We start from the raw sequence: 21,925 nt of genomic DNA on the forward strand, positions 1-21,925 counted from the left end.
ATGCAACTCACCCTGCCCGCCCCGGCCAAGCTCAACTTGTGGCTGCACATCATCGGCCGCCGCCCAGATGGTTACCACGAGCTGGAAACCGTGTTCCAGTTTCTCGACCATGGCGACGAACTGAGTTTCGCCCTGCGTGACGATGGCGTGATCCGCCTGCACACCGAGATTGAAGCCGTACCGCACGACAGCAACCTGATCGTGCGCGCCGCCCGCAAGTTGCAGGAGCAATCCGGCACCACGCTCGGCGCCGACATCTGGCTGACCAAAGTGCTGCCCATGGGTGGCGGCATCGGTGGTGGCAGCTCGGATGCCGCCACCACCCTGCTGGCCCTGGCCCACCTCTGGCAGCTGGACTGGGACGAAGACCGCCTGGCCGCACTGGGCCTGAGCCTGGGCGCCGACGTACCGGTATTCGTGCGCGGCCATGCGGCGTTCGCCCAGGGCGTGGGCGAACAGCTCACCCCGGTAGACCCGGAAGAACCTTGGTATGTCGTGCTGGTGCCGCAAGTGTCTGTCAGCACAGTAGAAATTTTTTCGCATCCACAGTTGACACGTGATTCACTCCCCCTTAAGATGCGCCCCGTTCCCAAGGGAAACAGTCGAAATGACTGCCAACCGGTGGTAGAGCAGAATTACCCAGAAGTTCGCAATGCATTGAATTCACTGGGGAAATTCACTGAGGCTCGACTAACCGGCACTGGAAGTTGTGTGTTTGGGGCCTTCCCAAGCAAAGCCGAAGCTGATAAAGTTCTGGCCCTTCTTTCAGCGACCCAAACAGGGTTTGTGGCGAAAGGAAGCAATGTTTCGATGTTGCATCGCAAGCTGCAAAGTCTGGTCAAGAAGCCGAGCGCATAAGCGTTCGCAGCAACAGATACAGGGGCGTCGCCAAGCGGTAAGGCAGCAGGTTTTGATCCTGCCATGCGTTGGTTCGAATCCAGCCGCCCCTGCCATTTTCCTTATACTCATCCAGGTATACCCTCAGCCTTCAGGTACTGCGCGTGTCCAAGATGATGGTCTTTACGGGGAACGCTAACCCCGATCTGGCTCGGCGTGTCGTACGTCAGCTGCATATCCCTCTCGGTGACGTCTCTGTCGGTAAATTCTCCGACGGTGAGATCAGCACTGAGATCAATGAAAATGTTCGCGGTAAAGACGTTTTCATTATTCAGCCGACCTGTGCCCCGACCAACGATAACCTGATGGAACTGGTAGTGATGGCCGATGCCTTCCGCCGCTCCTCAGCATCCCGAATCACCGCCGTGATTCCTTACTTCGGATATGCCCGCCAGGACCGCCGTCCGCGTTCGGCACGTGTAGCCATCAGCGCCAAAGTCGTCGCTGACATGCTCACTGTCGTGGGTATCGACCGTGTTCTCACCGTCGACCTGCACGCTGACCAGATCCAAGGCTTCTTCGATATCCCGGTCGACAACATCTACGGCTCGCCCGTACTGGTCGACGACATCGAAGACCAGCGTTTCGAGAACCTGATGATCGTCTCCCCGGACATCGGTGGTGTCGTGCGTGCACGTGCAGTCGCCAAGTCCCTGGGTGTCGACCTGGGTATCATCGACAAACGCCGTGAAAAGGCTAACCACTCCGAGGTTATGCACATCATCGGCGACGTCGAAGGGCGCACCTGCATCCTGGTAGACGACATGGTCGACACCGCCGGCACCCTGTGCCACGCGGCCAAAGCCCTGAAAGAACACGGCGCTGCCAAGGTTTACGCCTACTGCACGCACCCTGTCCTGTCGGGCCGCGCGATCGAGAACATCGAGAAGTCGGTACTGGACGAGCTGGTGGTGACCAACACCGTTCCGCTGTCCGCCGCTGCTCAAGCCTGTGACCGTATCCGCCAGCTGGATATCGCACCGGTTGTCGCTGAAGCGGTACGCCGCATCAGCAACGAAGAATCGATCAGCGCGATGTTCCGCTAAGCGGAACGCGTGTTGATATGAAGCGCCCCGCCCCAACATGTGTTGGGGCGGGGCTTTTTTGCCATCCCCGTTGGCGCTGGTCGCAAACGCCCTCGGGGGGCTATTTTGGAGAAGTAAAATGACTGATTTCATCCTGAACGCCCAAGCGCGTACTGACCTGGGGAAAGGTGCGAGCCGCCGCCTGCGTCACTCGCTGAGCATCCCAGCCGTTGTCTACGGTGGCGATAAAGAAGCTCAATCCCTGACCATCCTGGCCAAGGAAATCACCAAGCTGTTCGAAAACGAAGCTGCCTTCAGCCACGTTATCGAGCTGAACGTTGACGGCGTTAAGCAAAACGTCATCATCAAGGCCATGCAGCGCCACCCAGCCAAGCAGTTCATCATGCACGCCGACTTCGTTCGCGTTGTTGCTGGCCAGAAACTGACAGCTGTTGTTCCAGTGCACTTCATCAACGAAGAAGCACCGGTCAAGAAAGGCGGCGAGATCTCCCACGTTGTTTCCGAGATCGAAGTTTCCTGCGAAGCCAAAGACCTGCCTGAGTTCATCGAAGTTGACCTGGCCAACGCCGAAGTCGGCACCATCATCCACCTGTCGGATCTGAAAGCTCCGAAAGGCGTAGAGTTCGTTGCTCTGGCCCACGGTGATGACAAAGCTGTTGCCAACGTTCACGCTCCACGCGTTGCTCCAGAAGCAGAAGGCGCTGCCGAGTAATCTACTCGCACGCCGGCGTTGATCGGGTTACAGTGCCGCGCGCCCTGTAACCCACCAACTCCAAGGAAGAGCCCCTGACGTGACCGCCATCCAGTTGATCGTCGGCCTGGGTAACCCCGGCCCCGAATACGAACAGACCCGGCATAACGCAGGGGCTCTTTTCGTTGAACGCATTGCCAGCGCACAGCGTGTTTCGCTGACCGCTGACAAGAAATATTTCGGCCTGACGGCTAAGTTCAGCCATCAGGGCAACGACGTTCGTTTGTTGATCCCCACCACCTACATGAACCGTAGCGGCCAGTCCGTGGCGGCCTTGGCCAATTTCTTCCGCATCAAGCCGGAAGCGATCCTGGTGGCACACGACGAACTCGACCTGCCTCCGGGCGTTGCCAAGCTCAAGCGCGGCGGCGGCCATGGTGGGCATAACGGCCTGCGCGACATCATCGCGCAGCTCGGCAACCAGAACGACTTCCACCGCCTGCGGCTTGGCATCGGCCACCCGGGCGACGCCAAACTGGTCTCCAACTTCGTCCTGGGCCGCGCGCCGCGCGCCGAGCAGGAGAAGCTCGACGCCAGCATCGATTTTGCCCTCGGCGTGCTGCCGGACGTGCTTGCCGGCGACTTCGCCAAGGCGATGCGCGAGCTGCACAGCCAGAAGGCCTGATTTCCTTTAGAGAGGGGAATACCCATGGGTTTCAATTGCGGCATCGTCGGCCTGCCCAACGTCGGCAAGTCCACCCTGTTCAACGCCCTGACCAAGTCTGGCATCGCGGCGGAGAACTTCCCTTTCTGCACCATCGAGCCAAACAGCGGCATCGTGCCGATGCCCGATGCGCGCCTGAATGCGCTGGCTGAAATCGTCAAGCCAAACCGCATCCTGCCCACCACCATGGAATTCGTCGACATCGCCGGCCTGGTGGCGGGTGCGTCGAAAGGCGAAGGCCTGGGCAACAAGTTCCTCGCCAACATCCGCGAGACCGACGCCATTGCCCACGTGGTGCGCTGCTTCGAAGACGAAAACGTGATCCACGTTTCCAACAGCGTCGACCCCAAGCGTGACATCGAGATCATCGACCTCGAACTGATCTTCGCCGACCTCGACAGCTGCGAGAAGCAACTGCAGAAGGTTGCCCGCAACGCCAAGGGCGGCGACAAGGAAGCCCTGGCGCAGAAGGCTATCCTGGAGCAGTTGATCCCGCACTTCACCGAAGGCAAGCCAGCGCGCAGCCTGATGAAGAACATGAGCGCCGAAGACAAGGCGGTCATCCGCGGCTTCCACCTGCTGACCAGCAAGCCGGTGATGTACATCGCCAACGTGGCGGAAGACGGTTTCGACAACAACCCGCACCTGGACGTGGTCAAGGCCATTGCCGAGGAAGAAGGCGCGGTGGTGGTGCCGGTGTGCAACAAGATCGAAGCGGAAATCGCCGAGCTGGACGACGGTGAAGAGAAGGACATGTTCCTCGAGGCCCTGGGCCTGGAAGAGCCTGGCCTGAACCGTGTGATCCGCGCCGGTTACGAGCTGCTGAACCTGCAAACCTACTTCACTGCCGGCGTGCAGGAAGTACGTGCCTGGACCGTACGCGTGGGTGCCACCGCACCACAAGCCGCTGGCGTGATCCACACCGACTTCGAAAAAGGCTTCATCCGCGCTGAAGTGGTGGCCTATGACGACTTCATCCAGTTCAAGGGTGAGAGCGGTGCCAAGGAAGCCGGTAAATGGCGTTTGGAAGGCAAGGATTACATCGTCAAAGACGGCGACGTGATGCACTTCCGCTTCAACGTCTAAGCGGTAGCCTGCTGTAACCACAAACCCCTTGAGGCTTACGCTTCAAGGGGTTTTGTTTTGCCCGGCCCCCCCAGCACCAGGCTCAGGTCCTCGGTCATGTGCAGGCGGGCATTGAGGTGCTGGAGGCCCTGCCCGCCATCGACAGTACAGGAAGCGCTATAGTCGGCGTTGCCCGCGATGGGCTCATGGGTTCAAGGAGGACAGATGAAAGAACACCAGTACGAAGTGCAAGTGACCTGGACCGGCAACAAGGGTGACGGTACTTCCAGCTATACCGCCTATGCACGCGACTTCAACGTTGAGGCCCCCGGCAAGGCTGCCTTGGCCGGATCGGCAGACCCCGCCTTTCGCGGTGACCCACAGCGCTGGAACCCGGAAGACATGCTGGTAGCATCGCTGTCGGCCTGCCACAAGCTCTGGTACCTGCACCTGTGTGCGGTGAATGGTGTAAATGTGCTGGAGTACGTCGACAAACCACTGGGGCGCATGGTGGAGGGCGATACACAGGCGAAGGGTCGCTTCACTCAAGTGCTATTGCGCCCGCACGTGACCATCAGTGCAAGCTCGGACCGGGAGCTTGCCTTGCGTTTGCATGAGGATGCGCACCATGAGTGCTTTATTGCCAACTCGGTGAACTTCCCGGTTGAATGCGCGCCAGTGGTGACGACTGCATAGATGGATTGAGATTGAAGGGGCTGCTGCGCAGCCCCCCATCCCAACATCTAAGCTGTGATTGAGTCCCCTCCTCCCCCAGAGCCTGCATCATGCCCGAACCCACTCGCTTCGACTGGCAACGCTGGTTACCTGGCCTGGTCACCCTGCTCCACTACAAGCCAGCCTGGCTGGCCAAGGACATCGCCGCCGGCCTGGTGCTCACCACCATGCTGGTACCCGTGGGCATTGCGTACGCCGAAGCGTCCGGCGTACCCGGCATCTATGGCCTGTATGCCACCATTATCCCCTTGCTGGCCTATGCCCTGTTCGGCCCCAGCCGCATCCTCATACTGGGCCCGGACTCGGCACTGGCCGCGCCGATCCTGGCGGTGGTGGTGCAGTACGCCGCCAGTGACCCGCAGCGGGCAATCGCCATCGCCAGCATGATGGCGCTGGTCGCCGGGGCGTTCTGTGTAATTGCCGGGCTGCTGCGCCTGGGCTTCATCACCGAGTTGCTGTCCAAGCCGATCCGCTATGGGTACATGAACGGAATCGCCCTCACGGTGTTGATCAGCCAACTGCCCAAGCTGTTCGGCCTGTCGGTGGACAGCCAAGGACCGCTGCGAGATATCTGGAACCTGATTCAGGCCTTGCTTGCCGGCCAAGGGCATTGGCCAAGCTTCATGGTCGGTGGTGGCAGCCTGGTGCTGATCCTTTTGCTCAAGCCCTTCAAGCGGGTACCGGGCATCCTCATTGCCGTGGTGCTGGCCACGCTGGCGGTGAGCCTGCTGGGGCTCGACCAGCAAGGCGTGAAGGTGCTCGGCGAGTTGCCCCAAGGGCTCCCCGGTTTTGTCTTCCCCTGGGTCAGCGACATCGACCTGGTGGAGGTGCTGCTCGGTGGCATCGCGGTAGCGCTGGTGTCGTTCGCCGACACCAGTGTGCTGTCGCGCTCCTATGCCGCCCGCCTGAAAATGCCGGTCAACCCGAACCAGGAAATGTTCGGCCTGGGTATAGCCAACCTGGCTTCGGGGCTGTTCCAGGGTATTCCGATCAGCAGCAGTTCATCGCGCACGCCAGTGGCCGAAGCGGCAGGCTCGCAAACCCAACTCACCGGTATTATCGGCGCGCTGGCGGTAACCCTGTTGCTGCTGGTGGCGCCCAATCTGATGCAGCACCTGCCCAACAGTGCCTTGGCCGCCGTGGTGATTGCTGCCGCACTGGGCCTGTTCGAGTTCACCGACCTCAAACGTATATTCCACATGCAGCAGTGGGAGTTCTGGCTGTCGTTCACCTGCTTTGTCGGCGTAGCCGTATTTGGCGCTATTCCAGGTATCTGCATCGCCGTGGCCATCGCAGTGATCGAGTTTCTGTGGGACGGTTGGCGGCCGCACCATGCGGTACTGGGCCGGGTGGATGGCACGCGGGGCTACCATGATGTGCAGCGTTATCCAAAGGCCCGACGCATTCCAGGGTTGGTGCTGCTGCGCTGGGACGCGCCGCTGTTCTTCGCCAACGCCGAGCAGTTCCAGAGCACAGTGATGGCGGCAGTGGACGCGTCGCCTACACCGGTGCAGCGGTTGATCATCGCGGCGGAGCCAGTGACCAGTATCGACATCACTTCGGCCGACATGCTGGCCGAGCTGGACCGGGCACTGGAAGCACGGGGGGTGGAGTTGCAGTTTGCCGAGATGAAGGATCCGGTGAAGGACAAGATGCGGCGGTTCGGATTGTTCCACCATATGGGGGAGAATGCCTTTCATCCAACGGTGGGCGCGGCGGTGGATGCCTATCTGGATGAGAGCGGAGTTGACTGGCAACCCTAGGCAGCCCGAACCCGGCGCCGATCAATCCAGATCAGCATGGCACTGGCATACACCGACACCGCCAGAAACAGTGCCATGCGCACCGCAAACGCCTTGTACACATCCTGCCCGCCAGCACTGTCCTGCACCGACTGCCCCAGCAGGATCAACAGGGTCGTCAGGCAGCTCACCCAGTACGCCGGGCTCTGCCGGTTCTGCACCACCTGATACAGCCGGCGCGCCTGCCAGAGCGCGAACAGCAGCACCCACAAAAAAAACATCCACAGGTGCACGAACAGGCTCAACGCGCCCCACATCAGTATCGCCAGCAACCCGGCGAGCAACGTTGAGCCAACCAGCTCACGGCTGGCGTGCCGCGCGCGGGTTTCGCCGGCCTGTTGCCCCACACTCACTGCCTTCATGATCAGCGGCATGTACTGGTCCGGGGCAATCAGCGCCAGCAGGAAAGCCGGCATCACAATCAACGTGGCGCGCAACGCTACCCAGCTGACATGCGCGCGCCCCGGCAGCGGCGGTACCGGCTGTGCCGGCGCATTGGCAGGTTCGGGAAACAGCACATGGGCCAAGGCCGTGCCCAGCACCGCAAGCAACATGCCTTTGGCCAGCGCTTCGACCACCGAGAGGGCCAAGGTGAAGTCGCTGGTACCCGCAGCAGCAATCATGGTCAGGCCGACTATCAGCAAGTTGGCCAGCAGGCCGTTGCCGCCCATCAAGGCATAGCGCAACGTGAGAAAAACGCCCAGGCCCACCAGCAACACTCCGCTGACCGGGGCGTGACGCAACAGTGGAATCAGCAATAACCCGCTGCCACACGCGAGCAGCACCAGTACCGCCAAGGCGGGTGCCGCGCGCAACGGCAATGGCTGGCTGCGCATGGCCAGCAACAGCACGGCGAACACCGGTGCCAGGATCGGCACGGGCAGGCCGATGCCGAAGCTGACCACCAGGCACAGCGCCACGCCCCAGGCCAGGCGCAGGGCCCGCAGGCGGCGCAATTCAATAGGCATACGACAGCCAGCTCATCAGCCACATGAACAACCTGCCCGGCAGGTTCAGCGGGTTGCCTTCGCCAGGCAAGGCCATGACCTCGGCCTGGCCACCAACCCGCAGCACGGTCTTGTCCTGAAGTTGGTCGCGCTCAAGCTCGACAATCACCGGGAAGCGCTGTGCCGAACGCAGCCACTCGCGGCTGTTCTGAACGGTCGGCAAAGTACCCGGCGGGGTGCCCTGGCCCACGCTCACGCCGTAGCCAATGCTGCGAACACGCCCCTTCAACACGGTACCGGGCAGCGCATCGAGCACCACCAGCACCGGGGTGTCGGGGCGCAGGCGGCCGAGGTTGTTCTCGGTCATGTCGGCACTTATCCACACGTCGTGGATACTGATCAGCGTCATCATCGGGCTGCCAGCCCCGACATAATGCCCAACGTCAGTGCGCAGGTCGGTGATCAGGCCATTCGCATCAGCGCGCACCACCGTGCGCGCCAGGTCAAGCCGTGCCTTTTCGACATTGGCCGCAGCACTGCGCAGCTGGGCGTTGTCCTCCTGCGCCCCGCCCTGCTGCTCACGGGCCCGCTCCACCTCCGCACGGGCCGCCGCCACCTGGCTGATGGCCTGGTCGCGGGTAGCCTGGGCGCCTTCCAGGCGACGTACCGATACTGTGCCGGGGTCCTCATCAATCAGGCGCTTGAGGCGCTCGGCGTCCTGCCGGGCCTTGCGTGCGTTGGCCTCGGCGGCCACGAGCGCGGCCTGGGCCGAGTCGATGCCGGCGGTACTGGCGCCGATCTGACGGCGCACGGTTTCGAGGTCGGCTTCGGCGCGGGCCAAGGCAATGCGGTACTGTTCCTGATCGAGCTCGAACAGCACATCGCCCTGGCGCACCTCCTGGTTGTTGCCGACTGCGACACGCTTGATCTGCCCGGCCACTTCGGCGGCCACCGGAACCACGTACGCCTGCAGGCGGGCCTGCTGGGTGTACGGCGTGAAGCGGTCGGCCAGCAAGTACCAGAGCAGGCTCACGGCTATCAGCAGCAGCACCCAGCGCATGCCGCGATCAGGGGCCGGCGGGGGGGGCGTAGGCGTGCTGTCGCTCATTGGTTTTCACCTTGTGCGTGTGCGGTGGGGGCTGGCTCGTCGAGCAGCTCGCCCCAGTCGGTGCGGTGCTGCATGTGCTGACGGGTGGCCGGGTCGATCGGTGCGCGGCGGGCATCCCAGCCACCGCCCAAGGCCTTGTACAAGGTCACCAGGCTGCTGACTGCATTGCCACGGCTGACCAGGTAACCGTCCTGTTGCTGCAACAGCAATTGCTGGGCATCGAGCACGCGCTGGAAGTCGGCAAAGCCTTCGCGGTACTGCGAGCTGGCCAGGTTCAGCGAACGCTGTGCAGCCTGCGAGGCCTGGTCGCGAATGGTTGCGCTCTGCAGCGAGCGGACAAGCCCGCTGGCGGCATCGTCGGCTTCGCGGGCCGCTTCGCGCACGTTTTGCTGGTACAGCTCGATCAGTTGCTGCAAGCGGGCATCCTCTACGCGCACGGCATTCTTGCGCCGGCCATAGTCGAACGGGTTCCAGATCAGGCTAGGGCCAGCAGCCAGGTCGAAGGTGTCGGGCAGATGACTGGCGGATAAAAAGGTCCAGCCAATGCTGCCCAGCAGGCTCAGCTGTGGATAAAGATCGGCCTCGGCAACCCCAACCAGCGCCGACTGCGCCGCCACCGCCTGCTCGGCAGCGCGGATGTCCGGGCGGCGCTGCAAGAGGTTGGCCGGTACGTCCTGAAGCACCGCGCGGTCTGGCAATGGCAGCTGGCCATGGCCGGCCTCCAGCTGCGGTAGCGGTCCTGGCGGGCGGCCCAGCAGCGAGCACAGCACGTTGCGCAGCGCGTTGAGCTGGTTTTCGAACTCGGGGATGGTGGCCAGGGTCGCCAGGTATTGGGTGCGCGCCTGCTGCCAGTCGAGTTCGTCATTTTCGCCGTGGCGGAACAACCGCTCGGTGATCTCCAGGCTACGCGCCTGGCGCTCGGCGTTCTCGCGCGCGATATCCAGCCGTGCCTCGGCGGTCCGCAGGGCGAAGTAGGTGTCGGCCACTTGTGCACGCAACAGCAGCATGGCATCGGCGTAATTGGCCTGGGAAACGAAGTAGGCCGCATCTGCGCTTTCGATGGCGCGGCTGAAGCGCCCCCAGAAGTCAATCTCCCAACCGATGTCGAAGCCCACGCTGGATTGCCAGAACACCGAGTCGCGCGCTGCTGCAGCGCCGGACTGGTCTTGTTTCAGGTACAGGCTCTGCGCGCTCAACTGTTGCAACTGTGGATAACGCCCGGTCTGCACGATGGCCAGCTGGGCACGGGCTTCGGCGATGCGCAGGCCCGCCACGCGAAGGTTGGTGTTGTTGGCATCGGCCTCGGCAATCAGCGCGTCCAGCATTGGGTCGGCGAACACCGTCCACCAGCGGCGCAGGTCGGGCGCCGCAGCGCTGCGCCCTGCCTGCTCCAGCAAAGGCGTGCTCCAGCCAGCCAACCAAGGAGCCTGGGGCTTTTCGAAATCCGGGCCAACCTGGGTGCAGCCGGCCAGCACTACCAGCAGCCCCAGACCATAGCCGTACGTGGGCATGGCAACCCCTGGCTCAGGCAGCAGGTGGTGTTGGTTGCTCCGGCACCTGCAGTGCAACCCATTGCCAGAACAACACGTAGGTGACGCCAAGGATCACCGGGCCGATGAACAAGCCGATGATCCCTTTGACCACCATGCCGCCCAGCGCCCCGATCAGCACCACCGGCATCGGCACGTCCACCCCTCGCCCCAGCAACAGCGGCTTGAGCACGTTGTCGGCCAGCCCGGCAACGAAGGTGTAGATGGCAAACACGATGGTCGCTGCGGTAAAGCCTTCGACGTTGAACACATAGATGATCACCGGCACCGTGACAAGGGTAGCGGGCGCCTGGGCAATCCCCAGCATGAGGATGACGATGGCCAGCATGCCGGCCCCTGGCACCCCTTTGACCACGAAGCCGACGCCGATCAGCAACATCTGGATGAACGCAATGCCGATCACACCTTGGGCCACCGCACGAATGGTCGCGGTGCATAACTTGGCCAATGGCTTGCCCCGCTCCTCACCCGATACCCGCATGGCGATACGCTGTGCCGCGATTTCACCACGGTCACCAAAGGCCATGATCACCCCGGAGATGATGATCGCACCGATGAACAGCAAAAAGGCCCCCCCGGCACTGGCCGCAGCACCCAGCACCGTGCGCCCGGCGCCCTTGAGCTGGGGCATCCACTGGTTCAGCACACTGGCCATGTTTTCGGAGGCCGCCAACCAAAGGGCATGCACCTTCGGCCCGATCAGTGGCCAGGCCGCCACGGCGTCAGGTGGGGTCGGCACGCTCCAGGCTCCGCTTTTGAGTAACGTCACCAGGCTGTCCACCGATTCGCCGATGGACATCACCACCAGGTAGATCGGCACCAGCAGCACCACCAGTACCAGCACCACCACCAGCGTCGCCGCATACCCCTGCTTGAGGCCGGTACGGCGCTGGAGGCGACAATGCAACGGGTACAGGGTGACCGCGAGGATAACCGCCCACAGCATCAGCTCCAGAAATGGCTGGAACACCTGAAAGGCAAAGATCACCAAGGCAGCCACCAGGCCGGCTTTGATCAGCACATCGAGCAAACCCCGCGACAGGGCGCTGTCCAGCTTGATACCCGGTTGCATGCTTCACCTCCGAACATTCAGTTCGTCATGTGCCACGGTTCAGTCACTCGTTTCCGGGGTTGCCTGTACGGGGCTGGCGTCTCGTAACTGCCGCGCCAAGGCCATCATCACCAGCGGTACCACCGCCATCGACAAGGTAATGGCCAGCACCAGCACGTCATGCACTTGCCGAGTCAGCACCTGATGCTCCAGCGCCAGCTTGAACACCACGAAGGCAAACTCGCCACCCGAGGCCAGCACCACGCCCAGGCACAACGCCTGGGCCTTGTTGAGCCCGCCAACCGTACGCCCGAGGCCATACAGCAAGGGCAGCTTGATGGCGACCAGCAACACGGTCAGGCCTAACACCATCAGTGGCATGCCAAACAGCAGGCGCAGGTCGGCACTCATGCCCACGCCAACGAAGAACAGCCCCAGCAGCAGGCCTTTGAGCGGCTCGATCTGGGTTTCCAGTTCGTGGCGAAATGGCGACTCGGCCATCAGCACGCCGGCCAGAAATGCACCCAGTGCCATCGACACGCCCACGTGCTCCATCAGCCAGGCGGTGCCCAGCACTACCAGCAAGGCCGTGGCCGTCGACAGCTCGGGCAAGCCCGAACCCACCGTCCACTTGAATACCGGGGTCAACAGATAGCGACCAAAGACAATCAGCACGCCTATGCCGACAGCCACTGCCAGCAGCGGCCAGGCCCCTTCGTCGGCGGTGCTGACATCGCCCCCGAGCAGCGGCACCACGGCAATCAAGGGAATAGCGGCAATGTCCTGAAACAGCAGGATGGCCACCGCCAGGCGACCGTGCGGCTTGCCCAGGTCCTTGCGCTCGGCCAGTACCTGCAAGCCAAAGGCGGTGGACGACAGCGCCAGGCCAAGGCCCAGCACGATGGCAGCGGGTTTCGATTGGTCGAACAGCCAGTACGCCAGCAGCCCAAGCAGCACCGCAGTCAGCCCTACCTGCAAGCTGCCGACGCCAAACAGCGCCCGGCGCATGGTCCACAGACGCCGGGGTGAGAGCTCAAGGCCAATCACGAACAGCAGCATGACCACGCCCATTTCCGACAGCCGCGCCACGTTGTCCGGGTTGTCGAGCAGGCCGAACACCGAAGGACCAATCAGGATACCCGCCAGCAGGTAACCCGGTACCGCCCCCATTTTCAGGCGCTGTGCCAGCGGAACCAGAAGCACCACGGCCAACAGGAACACCACCGTCGCCTGCAACAGGCTGCCGTCATGTGGCATGAGCTCGTACCTTCGCAGCTCCCCGCAGGGAGGGGGTCAGAAGCGTTCTTCAACGACCTTGAACGGATAGGCCACAGCCTTGTACTTGCCGATCTTGCCGCGTTTGGGCAACTTCACCAGCTGGTCGCGGGTGATGTCCTTGTAGGGAATGCGGCCAAGCAGATGGCTGATGATGTTCAGCCGGGCGCGCCGCTTGTCGTTGGAATGGGCCACGAACCACGGTGCCCAGGCGGTATCCGACGCCTGGAACATGTCGTCACGCGCCTGGGTGTAATCATCCCAGCGAGTGTACGACTTGAGGTCCATCGGCGACAGCTTCCACAGCTTGCGGCCGTCATTGATGCGGTCCTGCAGGCGCCGGGTCTGCTCTTCGGCGCTGACTTCAAGCCAGTACTTGATGAGGATGATCCCCGACTCGACCATGACCTTTTCGAACACGGGCACACCGGTCAGAAACTTGTCCACTTGCTCGTCAGAGCAGAAGCCCATGACCCGCTCGACCCCGGCGCGGTTGTACCAGCTGCGGTCGAAGATCACCACTTCGCCCGCAGCGGGCAGGTGGCCCAGGTAGCGCTGCAGGTACATCTGGGTTTTCTCTCGCTCGGTCGGTGCGGGCAGTGCCACCACGCGGAACACCCGTGGGCTGACGCGCTCGGTGATGGCCTTGATGGTGCCACCCTTGCCGGCACCGTCACGGCCTTCGAAGACGATGCACACCTTCAGGCCCTTGGCGACCACCCACTCCTGTAGCTTCACCAGCTCTACATGCAGGTGTTTGAGCGCTTTTTCGTAGGCCTTGCCGCCCAGTTTTTCTGGCATTTCCTGGGTGGTTTTCTTCCTGGACGGCTTCGACATGACACTCTCCTTAAGGGGAATGAAGAGTCAGTATGGTCGATTCATGACGGTTTGCCGCTTCGCTTGCCGGCTGAGAGGGGGCTGCGGTGCAGCCCCCCCAAAAAAAACCTACTTGGCCAACTTGTTGTAGCTGGTCATCAGGTTGCGGTAATCCGGAATATGGTTGGAGAACAGGGTCCCCAGCCCTTCAATGTCATTGCGCCAATCACGGTGCAGCTCACAGGCCACGCCGAACCAGGTCATCAACTGTGCACCGGCAGCCTCCATGCGCCGCCAGGCGGAGTCGCGGGTGAGTTCGTTGAAGGTGCCAGAGGCGTCAGTGACGACGAACACCTCGAAGCCCTCCTCCAGTGCCGACAGTGCCGGGAAGGCCACGCACACTTCGGTGACCACACCGGCAATCAGCAGCTGCTTCTTGCCAGTGGCTTTTACCGCCTTGACGAAGTCTTCGTTGTCCCAGGCGTTGATGTTGCCGGGGCGTGCAATGTAGGGGGCGTCGGGGAACTGCTCTTTCAGTTCCGGCACCAGCGGGCCGTTGGGGCCAGTCTCGAAGCTGGTGGTGAGGATGGTCGGCAGCTTGAAGTATTTGGCCAGGTCGGACAGAGCCAGCACGTTGTTCTTGAAGCGGTCGGGGTCGATATCCCTTACCAGCGAGAGCAGGCCGGTCTGGTGGTCGACCAGCAGCACCGCAGCGTTGTTCTTGTCCAGACGCTTGTATTCGAAGGCCATGGCGGATCTCCTTGCTTCAGCGGGTTGGGAGTATCAGCGTAGGCAAGGATGCAGGGCTGCAGAGGCCGTCGGTCGGGTTTGCCTGGCCGCTCCCTTCAGCTTTAAAAGGAAGCTCTGCCATCACTTCACAAATTCCTGAACTGATTATTTGCCGCCAGCGATTTTTCCCCTCGCCAACCGCCACCAGAATCGCTTCACCATAATCACAAAAACCGTGAGGCCACTCCCGTGGACCAGACTCTCCAGGTACGGCAGGCGGCCGCCGACCTCGTCGCCGCGTTTGCCAGCAACGACACCGCCCGCTATTTCGCCTGCTTCAGCGAAGACGCCACCTTCCTCTTCCACACCTTGCCGCAACCGCTGCTGTCGCGCCGTGCCTACGAAGACCTCTGGGCCCAGTGGCAGGCCGAGGGTTTTGCCGTGCTCGCCTGCGAGTCGGGCAATGCTCAGGTGAGCGTGCAAGGTGATGTGGCGATCTTCATGCACGATGTGGCCACCCATATCCGCATCGCCGGTGAAGAACACCAGTTGAGCGAGCGCGAAACCATCGTGTTCCGCCGCCACGGCGAACAGTGGCTGGCCTGCCACGAACACCTGTCGGTCGTATCGCCGGCCTGATCACCTTTTTACGCGGCCCTGCCGCCCTGCCATCGCACCCACAAGAAGGCCCGCGCACTGCGCAGGCTACAACAACCGCGCTGGAGCATCACCATGAGCCACTCGACCGGTATCGAGACCAACGGCGTCGAACAGATCCCCGACGATCAACGCGACGCCTCCCCGCTGGACCTGTTCCGCCTGATCTTCGGCGGCGCCAATACCTTCGCTACCGCCGTGCTGGGCAGCTTCCCGGTGCTGTTCGGGCTGTCGTTCCAGGCAGGTGTGTGGGCGATTCTGCTCGGCGTTACCGTGGGCGCGCTGATCCTTGCACCCATGGGCCTGTTCGGGGCACTGAACGGCACCAACAACGCGGTGTCTTCAGGCGCACACTTTGGCGTGCATGGGCGTATCGTCGGCTCGTTCCTGTCGCTGCTGACGGCGGTGGCGTTCTTCTCGCTGTCGGTGTGGAGCTCGGGCGATGCTTTGATCGGCGGGGCCAAGCGCCTGGCCGGCCTGCCGGAAACCGACCTTACCCTGGGCCTGGCCTACGGCCTGTTCGCGGTGCTGGTGCTGGTGGTGTGCATCTTCGGCTTCCGCTTCATGCTGTGGGTCAACAAAATTGCCGTGTGGGCGTCGAGCCTGCTGTTCCTGCTGGGTATCGTCGCCTTTGCCGGGCCGTTCGATGCCGGTTACGCCGGCAGCGTCAACCTGGGCCAGGCGGGCTTCTGGGCAGCCTTCGTCGGTGCAGCGATCCTGGCCATGAGCAACCCGGTGTCGTTCGGCGCCTTCCTGGGCGACTGGTCACGCTACATCCCGCGTGAAACGCCCAAGGCGCGGATCATGCTGGCCGTGATTGCCGCCCAGGGCGCCACACTGATTCCGTTCCTGTTCGGCCTGTGCACGGCCACCCTGGTTGCAACCCAGGCACCGGACTACATCGCCGCCAACAATTATGTAGGTGGCCTGCTGGCCGTGGCCCCAACCTGGTTCTTCCTGCCGGTGTGCCTGATTGCGGTGATCGGCGGCATGTCCACCGGCACCACGGCGCTGTATGGCACCGGTCTGGACATGTCCAGCGTGTTCCCGCGCTTGCTCAGCCGCGCCGGCGCCACGTTGCTGATCGGTGTACTGGCGATCGGCTTCATTTTCGTCGGCCGTTTCACCTTCAACCTGGTGCAGAGCGTGTCGACCTTTGCGGTGCTCATCATCACCTGCACCAGCCCGTGGATGGTGATCATGATCCTCGGCCTGATTACCCGCCGCGGCTTCTACCACGCCGATGACCTGCAGGTGTTCACCCGCGGCCAGCGTGGTGGCCACTACTGGTTCCTGCATGGCTGGAACTGGCGCGGCATGGGGGCGTGGATCCCCAGCGCAGCGGTCGGCCTGTGCTTCGTCAACCTGCCGGGGCAGTTCGTCGGCCCGCTGGGCGACCTGGCCGAGGGCATCGACCTGAGCCTGCCGGTCACCCTGGGGCTGGCTGGCGTGCTGTACCTGCTGCTGCTCAACCTTTTCCCTGAACCTGCTGGCGTGTATGGCCCTCAAGGCCCGCGTTGGGTGCGTTGCAAAAGCACCACGCACACGCCCGTGACCACTGCCGAAATGGCCTGACTGGAAACCGACCATGACCACTTCCCACTATATCGCCGGCCGCTGGGTCGAAGGCCAGGGCAGCGACTGCATCAGCGTCAACGACCCTGCGCTGGGGCAACCGTTCGCTGAATTCATGGCTGCCAGCGTTGCCCAGGTCGACCAGGCCGTGGCCGCCGCCCGTAGCGCCCTGCCCGCCTGGAAAAGCACCGGCGCCAACGAGCGTGCAGCCTTCCTGCGCGGTTTTGCCGAACAGCTCGGGCAGCGCCGCGAAGCGCTGATCACCTTGCAGATGCGCAACAACGGCAAGCCGCGCCATGAGGCCGAAATCGACCTGGACGACGCCATCGCCACCTTCACTTACTACGCCGAACTGGCAGAGCAGCTGCCCTCGAAAAACCGCGATGTACCGCTGGCCGTGCCAGGCTTCACTGCCCGTACCCGCCTGGAGCCGGTGGGTGTAGTCGGCCTGATCGTGCCGTGGAACTTCCCGCTGGTGACCAGCGCCTGGAAGCTCGCCCCGGCCTTGGCCGCTGGCTGCACCGTTGTGCTCAAACCGTCGGAAGTCACCCCGCTGATCGAGCAGGCCTACGGCCAGATCGCCGATGCCCTGGGCCTGCCGGCTGGCGTGTTGAACATCGTCAACGGCAAGGCCGAGACTGGCGCTGCGTTGAGCAACCACAACGGCCTGGACAAGCTGTCGTTCACTGGCAGCAACAGCGTCGGCAGCCAGGTGATGCGCAGCGCTTCGGCGCAGTGCCGGCCAGTCACGCTGGAGCTGGGCGGCAAGTCGGCGATCGTGGTGTTCGATGATTGCGATGTGGACCAGGCAGTGGAGTGGATCGTCGCCGGCATCACCTGGAACGCCGGGCAAATGTGCTCGGCCACTTCGCGCCTGCTGGTGCAGGACGGTATCGCCGATGCGCTGCTGCCGCGCCTGCAGGCGACACTGGAAAACTTGCGGGTGGGTAACCCGTTGACCGAAGAAGTCGACATGGGCCCGCTGACCAGCCAGGCACAATGGCTGAAGGTGGCCAGCTACTTTGCCACCGCACGCGAGGAGGGTTTGCAGTGCCTGGCCGGTGGCAAGGCGCTGGACCGGGACGGCTGGTTCGTCAGCCCGACGCTGTATGCCGATGTGCCAAAAGACAGCCGCCTGTGGAGCGAGGAGATCTTTGGCCCGGTGCTGTGTGCACGGCGGTTTGCCAGCGAGGAACAGGCGATTGCCGAGGCCAACGACAGCCGCTTCGGGCTGGTAGCCACCGTCTGCTCCGCGGACCTGGAACGTGCCGAGCGCGTGGCCGATGCTCTGGAAGTTGGCCATGTATGGATCAACTCGGTGCAGGCCGTGTTCGTCGAAACCTCGTGGGGCGGCACCAAAGGCAGCGGGATCGGCCGTGAGCTGGGGCCTTGGGGGTTGTCGGCCTACCAGTCGGTCAAGCATGTGACGCGGTGCCTCGGCTGATACTGCAGGGGCCGCGCTGCGGCCCTTTTCGCGATACAAACCCTCCCCCGCGTGACTTTCCCCTCCCCCCGCAAAGTCCCACTTCCTGGTACCCCCACAATCACAACACCAGGCCGGACCACCCATGCACCCTCAACGCACCGCCTTGCACAACGAACTGCACGCCCGCCCGTCACTGTATTTCGACGGCCCGGCGCATGTCTTCCACCTGGCCCTGCTCGGCGGTGATGCTGCCTGTGCGGCCCTGCTGCAACGCTGCTGCCCGGATGCCCTGGACACAACGGCAGCCCAAGGCATCACCCACCTGGACGGCCACCCGTTCAAGTGGGAACGGCACACCGAGTTCTTCACCCTGACACTGGTAGTGCCCTGCACGGCTGCCGACACCGATTGGCAAGCCCTGCCACCCGTGCTGGCCGAGGCCATCGCCCCGCAGGCGGCACAGGTGATCAACGCCGTGCAGGTGCTGGTACGCGACGAGCAAGGCCTGGATTTGCCCCAATACGGTTTCAAAGACCCCTGCGGCTCGTGCGTCGGTGGTGGCGATGCGGTGGTATGGAGTGACTTCCGCCTGACCGAGGACGGCACCAACCGCTTCCTGTTCATCAACCGCCGCCTCAATGCCTACCGCCAGGGCCGCATGATCCGCCGCCTGCTGGAGATCGAGACGTACCGCATGATGGCCTCGCTCACCCTGACCACAGCGAAAGCCCTGAGCCAGGAGCTGGATGCCTTCGACAAAACCCTGGTCACCCTATCCGAGCGCAGTGCCGGGGGTGAAGGGCATGACGCCAAAGGACTGCTGGAAGCCATTGCCCACCTGTCACGCCAGGTTGTAAGCCGCACGGTAAAAACCCGCCACCGCTTCGGCGCCACCCAAGCCTATGCACAACTGGTGTTCGAACGCCTGGGCGAACTGCGGGAGAGCCATGTGGGGGACTGCCAGCGTTTGGGGGTGTTCATCGAACGTCGGTTCAAGCCGACCGTGCGCTACTGCGCGGCCACCGAGCAGCGTCTGGAACAAATGGCGAAGAACGTGGCGAACCTGGGCGACTTGCTGCAGGCGCGGGTGCAAGTGGAGATGGAAGAACAGAACGCCGGCATTCTGCACAGCCTCAATGCCCGGGCTGACGCCCAGGTAAAGATCCAGCGGGCGGTGGAGGGGCTGTCGATCATCGCCATCACCTACTACCTGCTGAATCTGTTCAAGCTGCTGTATGGCGGGCTGAATGTGCTGGGGTTGGGGCTGACGGCGCGGGATGGGTTATTGGCCATGGCGCCGCCAGTGTTGTTGGTGTTGCTGGTGATTTTGCTGCGGATCAGGCAGGCCAAGCAGCATTGAGGTCGGGGGCGCTTGGCGCCCCCGCTCTTTACACCGACTCGTCAGCGGGGCGAGCGCCCTCTTGCACCAGCACCATGCTCTGTGGCGATGACAGGGGAATGCCTTCGTCGCGCAACCGCCCGAGAATGGTGAACAGCAGGTCACTGCGGGTACCCGATACCTGTCGCGGCCCGGCTACATAACCGCTCACGCCAATCACCATTCCGCTGCTGGTCAGGTCCTTGAACGACACCGAAGTGGCCGGCGCATCCAGAATCGCCTCATGCTCGTGGTACGCCGCCAGCAGCAGCTCGCGCACACGGTTGGCATCGGTTTCCAGTGGCAGCGTCAGGGTAATGCCGACCACACCCAATGCATTGCCCATGGTCACGTTGCGCACGTTCTGCGAAATGAACTGCGAGTTGGGCACGATTACCGTCGAACGGTCCGACATCTGGATCTCGGTGGCGCGCACGTTGATGCGGCGGATATCACCCTCGACACCTGCCAGGCTCACCCAGTCGCCCACTTTCACAGGGCGCTCGGTCAGCAGGATCAGGCCGGAGATGAAGTTCTGCACGATTTGCTGCAAACCGAAACCGATACCGACCGACAGGGCACTGACCACCCAGGTCAGGCTGGTGAGGTTGATGCGCAAGGTCGACATCACCAGCATGGCCAGGAACAGGAAGCCCAGGTAACCCACCAGGGTCACCAGCGAGGCGCGCATGCCGGCGTCCATGTCGGTTTCCGGCAGCAGGCGATCGCTCAGCCAGCGCTTGACCACGCGAATGGCGAACAGGCCACCGAAGAAAATCGCCAGGGCCAGCAGAATGTCCTGCGGCACGATGTTCAGGTTGCCGAGCAGCTTGCCGCCGGTGCCGTCCCAGTCGCCCAGGCTCAGCAACAGTTCGCTGGGGCTGGTGCCCGATGGCATCAATACCAGCAACAGCGCCAGGAACAGCACGATGGTGCGGCCGATGCCGGCCAGGATGGTGCTGGCCTGTGCCTGATGGCGCGGCGCCAGGCCCAGGGTAGAAGCCAGAGCCAGGCCACCGGGCTGACGCGGCGACAACAGGGTTTCGCACAGGTCGCCAAAGAACGTGGTCAGCAAGTAGGCACAGGTGACGACCAGGCTGACCCACAGCAACTTGGCGGTGAGGAAGTAGGCAAGCGTCAGGTAACCGGCAAGCAGCGCCAGCAGGATCAACGACAACCAGATGACCATCACGAACGGGATCAGCCCGGCCAGGCCCGTGGGGCGCTCCAGGTCATGCTTGCGCAGGGTGCGGCGGTAACGCAGCAACGCGCCGGCAAAAATGAACGCCACTACCAGCGCAGTCAGCCCGTTGACGGCCACCGTCAGCGCCAGGCTGGCGCCGATCACGCTGTTCATGCGTTCCATGGTCATCATGACCATCAGTGCCAATGCCAGCACCTTGGGGAACCAACCCAGTGCACTGGCCACTTCGTCGTGGATCGGCGGCAGCCGCCAGGACGGGCGCTGCAGCATTAGCATGGCGCGGCCCAGGCCAGTGATGAAGGCACTGAACACCACCAGGGCGAGAATGTGGTTGGTCAGGCTGGCGATATCGCTGCCCAGCTCGGCGCTGCTCTCCAGCCCCCAGCGCAGCAACGAAACAGAACCGGCGATGGTGCCCAGGGTTGCCAGGCTGACGCCCAGGGCCAAGGCACTGCGGCGAAGACGGCCCTCAGGTAACCAGCCCACCATGGCGCTGGCCAGCAACCGCTCAAGCACGCGCCGCACCAGAGTCCAGACCAGGATCGCCGCGACCAGGCTGGTAATGAACAGCCAGCGGTTATCGGCGCTGAAGGCACTGCTGATGGCATCGGCTGCCTCGCCGCGCAAATCACGCAGGCGTGCCACGTCGTCCTGGGTGGGGCGGATGATGCTCTGCCAGAATGCCGGGCTCAGTGGCGAGGCCGCACGGCTGGTGATCTGCGAGTTGAACTGACTGCGGCGCAGGTTGACGATTTGCGTGGACAGGTCGCGTGCTGACTGAGTCAGCTTGGTGGCCTGATCCTGCTGGGCTACCAGCGCCTTTTTTTCAGCCTCCAGGGCTTTGCGCTGCTGGGTCAGGGTGGCGGCCTCGTCCGGCTGGACCGGGCCAATCACCTTCAGCTTATCGTCGAGCTTTTCCACATCGGTGGTGCGCTGCGCACTCAAGGCGTCCGCCTGGCGCTGCACCTGCATCGCGGCCAGGCGCAATTGCGACAGCAGGTCGTCGTTGGCCTCACTGGTGACGCCCTGACGGACCTGATCCAACCGTTCGCTCAGTTGCTCGATGCTGGCGTTTTCATCCAGCGCTGGCGCTTCGGCTGCCGCCAGGTTGGACAATGGCGTGGCCGGGGCCGACCACGCCGGGCTGGCAAGCGCCAACAGCAGGACCATAAGGCCTGCACAATAACGGGCAAGGCTGACACGCCTCATCGAATATTCCTCTTTACAACTCGATTTGGCGGAGGATTCT

General features: G+C 63.0%; 19 protein-coding genes and 1 tRNA gene. 12 read left to right on the plus strand and 8 right to left on the minus strand.

Translation table 11 applies throughout. From position 1 onward, the window contains the following. The 8 genes from ispE (at nucleotide 1) to D906_RS24315 (ending at nucleotide 6,921) form a co-directional block, all read left to right on the plus strand. Nucleotides 1-858 (plus strand): 4-(cytidine 5'-diphospho)-2-C-methyl-D-erythritol kinase, encoded by an 858-nt coding sequence (gene ispE, locus D906_RS24280; RefSeq protein ID WP_019098860.1) that lies wholly within the window; start codon nucleotides 1-3, stop codon nucleotides 856-858. A gap of 20 nt (nucleotides 859-878) precedes the next feature. Further along, a tRNA-Gln gene (locus D906_RS24285) sits at nucleotides 879-953 on the plus strand. Between the two features lie 48 nt (nucleotides 954-1,001). Then, on the plus strand, nucleotides 1,002-1,943 hold the full coding sequence (locus D906_RS24290) for a ribose-phosphate pyrophosphokinase (RefSeq protein WP_003247410.1): 942 nt from the start codon (nucleotides 1,002-1,004) through the stop codon (nucleotides 1,941-1,943). A 118-nt stretch (nucleotides 1,944-2,061) separates the two neighbouring features. Continuing rightward, on the plus strand, nucleotides 2,062-2,655 hold the full coding sequence (locus D906_RS24295; protein ID WP_016713313.1) for a 50S ribosomal protein L25/general stress protein Ctc: 594 nt from the start codon (nucleotides 2,062-2,064) through the stop codon (nucleotides 2,653-2,655). Nucleotides 2,656-2,734: 79 nt separating this feature from the next. Then, complete coding sequence (gene pth / locus D906_RS24300) at nucleotides 2,735-3,319, plus strand: aminoacyl-tRNA hydrolase (RefSeq protein ID WP_012270476.1); 585 nt, start codon at nucleotides 2,735-2,737, stop codon at nucleotides 3,317-3,319. 24 nt (nucleotides 3,320-3,343) lie between these two features. Continuing rightward, nucleotides 3,344-4,444 carry a redox-regulated ATPase YchF gene (gene ychF / locus D906_RS24305; protein ID WP_016713314.1) on the plus strand — a complete coding sequence of 367 codons (1,101 nt, stop codon included), beginning with the start codon at nucleotides 3,344-3,346 and terminating at the stop codon, nucleotides 4,442-4,444. Nucleotides 4,445-4,648: 204 nt separating this feature from the next. Then, a complete protein-coding gene (locus tag D906_RS24310) occupies nucleotides 4,649-5,119 on the plus strand; it encodes an OsmC family protein (RefSeq protein ID WP_027615757.1) in 471 nt (156 codons plus the stop codon). A gap of 89 nt (nucleotides 5,120-5,208) precedes the next feature. After that, nucleotides 5,209-6,921 carry a SulP family inorganic anion transporter gene (locus tag D906_RS24315; protein ID WP_027615758.1) on the plus strand — a complete coding sequence of 571 codons (1,713 nt, stop codon included), beginning with the start codon at nucleotides 5,209-5,211 and terminating at the stop codon, nucleotides 6,919-6,921. Here D906_RS24315 and D906_RS24320 read toward each other — a convergent pair. From D906_RS24320 to ycaC, 7 genes are all read right to left on the minus strand, one after another. Further along, nucleotides 6,918-7,928: a DUF2955 domain-containing protein gene (locus D906_RS24320; protein WP_027615759.1), complete on the minus strand. Its 1,011-nt coding sequence runs from the start codon at nucleotides 7,926-7,928 to the stop codon at nucleotides 6,918-6,920. The two genes, D906_RS24315 and D906_RS24320, sit on opposite strands and share 4 nt — an antisense overlap. Then, nucleotides 7,918-9,015, minus strand: coding sequence for an HlyD family secretion protein (locus D906_RS24325; protein WP_016713318.1), 1,098 nt, complete (start codon nucleotides 9,013-9,015; stop codon nucleotides 7,918-7,920). Before D906_RS24325 ends, D906_RS24320 begins: the two co-directional genes overlap by 11 nt. Continuing rightward, nucleotides 9,012-10,526, minus strand: coding sequence for an efflux transporter outer membrane subunit (locus D906_RS24330; protein WP_019098862.1), 1,515 nt, complete (start codon nucleotides 10,524-10,526; stop codon nucleotides 9,012-9,014). Before D906_RS24330 ends, D906_RS24325 begins: the two co-directional genes overlap by 4 nt. A 13-nt stretch (nucleotides 10,527-10,539) precedes the next feature. Continuing rightward, complete coding sequence (locus D906_RS24335) at nucleotides 10,540-11,637, minus strand: AI-2E family transporter (protein ID WP_025754680.1); 1,098 nt, start codon at nucleotides 11,635-11,637, stop codon at nucleotides 10,540-10,542. A 39-nt stretch (nucleotides 11,638-11,676) separates the two neighbouring features. Continuing rightward, complete coding sequence (locus D906_RS24340) at nucleotides 11,677-12,873, minus strand: monovalent cation:proton antiporter-2 (CPA2) family protein (protein WP_019098864.1); 1,197 nt, start codon at nucleotides 12,871-12,873, stop codon at nucleotides 11,677-11,679. Between the two features lie 36 nt (nucleotides 12,874-12,909). Next, nucleotides 12,910-13,728, minus strand: a complete 819-nt coding sequence (gene ppk2, locus D906_RS24345; protein ID WP_027615760.1) for a polyphosphate kinase 2 — start codon at nucleotides 13,726-13,728, stop codon at nucleotides 12,910-12,912. Nucleotides 13,729-13,836: 108 nt separating this feature from the next. Beyond that, complete coding sequence (ycaC, locus tag D906_RS24350) at nucleotides 13,837-14,457, minus strand: isochorismate family cysteine hydrolase YcaC (protein WP_019098866.1); 621 nt, start codon at nucleotides 14,455-14,457, stop codon at nucleotides 13,837-13,839. A 228-nt stretch (nucleotides 14,458-14,685) separates the two neighbouring features. Between ycaC and D906_RS24355 the strand changes: the two genes are divergently transcribed. The 4 genes from D906_RS24355 to D906_RS24370 all read left to right on the plus strand — a co-directional run bounded on the left by D906_RS24355 (nucleotide 14,686) and on the right by D906_RS24370 (nucleotide 19,454). Beyond that, on the plus strand, nucleotides 14,686-15,075 hold the full coding sequence (locus tag D906_RS24355; protein ID WP_025754682.1) for a nuclear transport factor 2 family protein: 390 nt from the start codon (nucleotides 14,686-14,688) through the stop codon (nucleotides 15,073-15,075). Nucleotides 15,076-15,168: 93 nt separating this feature from the next. Then, a complete protein-coding gene (locus tag D906_RS24360; RefSeq protein WP_027615761.1) occupies nucleotides 15,169-16,668 on the plus strand; it encodes a cytosine permease in 1,500 nt (499 codons plus the stop codon). Nucleotides 16,669-16,681: 13 nt separating this feature from the next. Beyond that, nucleotides 16,682-18,112 (plus strand): aldehyde dehydrogenase family protein, encoded by a 1,431-nt coding sequence (locus D906_RS24365; RefSeq protein WP_019098868.1) that lies wholly within the window; start codon nucleotides 16,682-16,684, stop codon nucleotides 18,110-18,112. A gap of 124 nt (nucleotides 18,113-18,236) precedes the next feature. Continuing rightward, nucleotides 18,237-19,454 (plus strand): DUF3422 domain-containing protein, encoded by a 1,218-nt coding sequence (locus D906_RS24370; protein ID WP_019098869.1) that lies wholly within the window; start codon nucleotides 18,237-18,239, stop codon nucleotides 19,452-19,454. 28 nt (nucleotides 19,455-19,482) lie between these two features. Here the strand turns inward: D906_RS24370 and D906_RS24375 are convergent, their stop codons facing one another. Then, a complete protein-coding gene (locus tag D906_RS24375; RefSeq protein WP_027615762.1) occupies nucleotides 19,483-21,885 on the minus strand; it encodes a DUF3772 domain-containing protein in 2,403 nt (800 codons plus the stop codon). Between the last annotated feature and the right edge of the window lie 40 nt (nucleotides 21,886-21,925).

This window comes from Pseudomonas sp. LAIL14HWK12:I1 (genome assembly GCF_003202095.1).
In the GTDB taxonomy this organism is placed as follows: Bacteria; Pseudomonadota; Gammaproteobacteria; order Pseudomonadales; family Pseudomonadaceae; genus Aquipseudomonas; species Aquipseudomonas monteilii.

Coding starts and splice junctions, on each gene's coding strand:
- ispE (WP_019098860.1), top strand. CDS start 1: ATGCAACTCACCCTGCCCGCCCCGGCCAAGCTCAACTTGTGGCTGCAC.
- D906_RS24295 (WP_016713313.1), top strand. CDS start 2,062: ATGACTGATTTCATCCTGAACGCCCAAGCGCGTACTGACCTGGGGAAA.
- ychF (WP_016713314.1), top strand. CDS start 3,344: ATGGGTTTCAATTGCGGCATCGTCGGCCTGCCCAACGTCGGCAAGTCC.
- D906_RS24310 (WP_027615757.1), top strand. CDS start 4,649: ATGAAAGAACACCAGTACGAAGTGCAAGTGACCTGGACCGGCAACAAG.
- D906_RS24315 (WP_027615758.1), top strand. CDS start 5,209: ATGCCCGAACCCACTCGCTTCGACTGGCAACGCTGGTTACCTGGCCTG.
- D906_RS24320 (WP_027615759.1), bottom strand. CDS start 7,928: ATGCCTATTGAATTGCGCCGCCTGCGGGCCCTGCGCCTGGCCTGGGGC.
- D906_RS24325 (WP_016713318.1), bottom strand. CDS start 9,015: ATGAGCGACAGCACGCCTACGCCCCCCCCGCCGGCCCCTGATCGCGGC.
- D906_RS24330 (WP_019098862.1), bottom strand. CDS start 10,526: ATGCCCACGTACGGCTATGGTCTGGGGCTGCTGGTAGTGCTGGCCGGC.
- D906_RS24335 (WP_025754680.1), bottom strand. CDS start 11,637: ATGCAACCGGGTATCAAGCTGGACAGCGCCCTGTCGCGGGGTTTGCTC.
- D906_RS24340 (WP_019098864.1), bottom strand. CDS start 12,873: ATGCCACATGACGGCAGCCTGTTGCAGGCGACGGTGGTGTTCCTGTTG.
- ppk2 (WP_027615760.1), bottom strand. CDS start 13,728: ATGTCGAAGCCGTCCAGGAAGAAAACCACCCAGGAAATGCCAGAAAAA.
- ycaC (WP_019098866.1), bottom strand. CDS start 14,457: ATGGCCTTCGAATACAAGCGTCTGGACAAGAACAACGCTGCGGTGCTG.
- D906_RS24360 (WP_027615761.1), top strand. CDS start 15,169: ATGAGCCACTCGACCGGTATCGAGACCAACGGCGTCGAACAGATCCCC.
- D906_RS24365 (WP_019098868.1), top strand. CDS start 16,682: ATGACCACTTCCCACTATATCGCCGGCCGCTGGGTCGAAGGCCAGGGC.
- D906_RS24370 (WP_019098869.1), top strand. CDS start 18,237: ATGCACCCTCAACGCACCGCCTTGCACAACGAACTGCACGCCCGCCCG.
- D906_RS24375 (WP_027615762.1), bottom strand. CDS start 21,885: ATGAGGCGTGTCAGCCTTGCCCGTTATTGTGCAGGCCTTATGGTCCTG.